Below are 222 nucleotides of genomic sequence, written 5' to 3' on the forward strand. Positions count from 1 at the left end.
AACAGGTCATTCAGATTCTCATTGACGACCTGAAGAGCAAGTTTGGTATCAAGCAACCACGTATTCTCGTGGCAGGCTTAAACCCTCATGCAGGTGAAAACGGCCATATGGGCAGGGAAGAAATNGATATTATTGCGCCTGTTATGGCAAGCTTTAAGAGCCAGGCAGAATTACTAGGCCCCTTACCTGCCGATACCTTATTCAATAAAAAATACTTAGAAG

Annotated in this window: 1 protein-coding gene; it reads left to right on the forward strand. The window is 43.9% G+C overall.

Going from position 1 to position 222, the window contains the following annotated elements:
- On the forward strand, nt 1-222 hold a 222-nt coding region (locus tag A3757_RS05965; protein ID WP_197469861.1), incomplete at both ends, for a 4-hydroxythreonine-4-phosphate dehydrogenase PdxA.

This window comes from Oleiphilus sp. HI0117 (assembly GCF_001635235.1).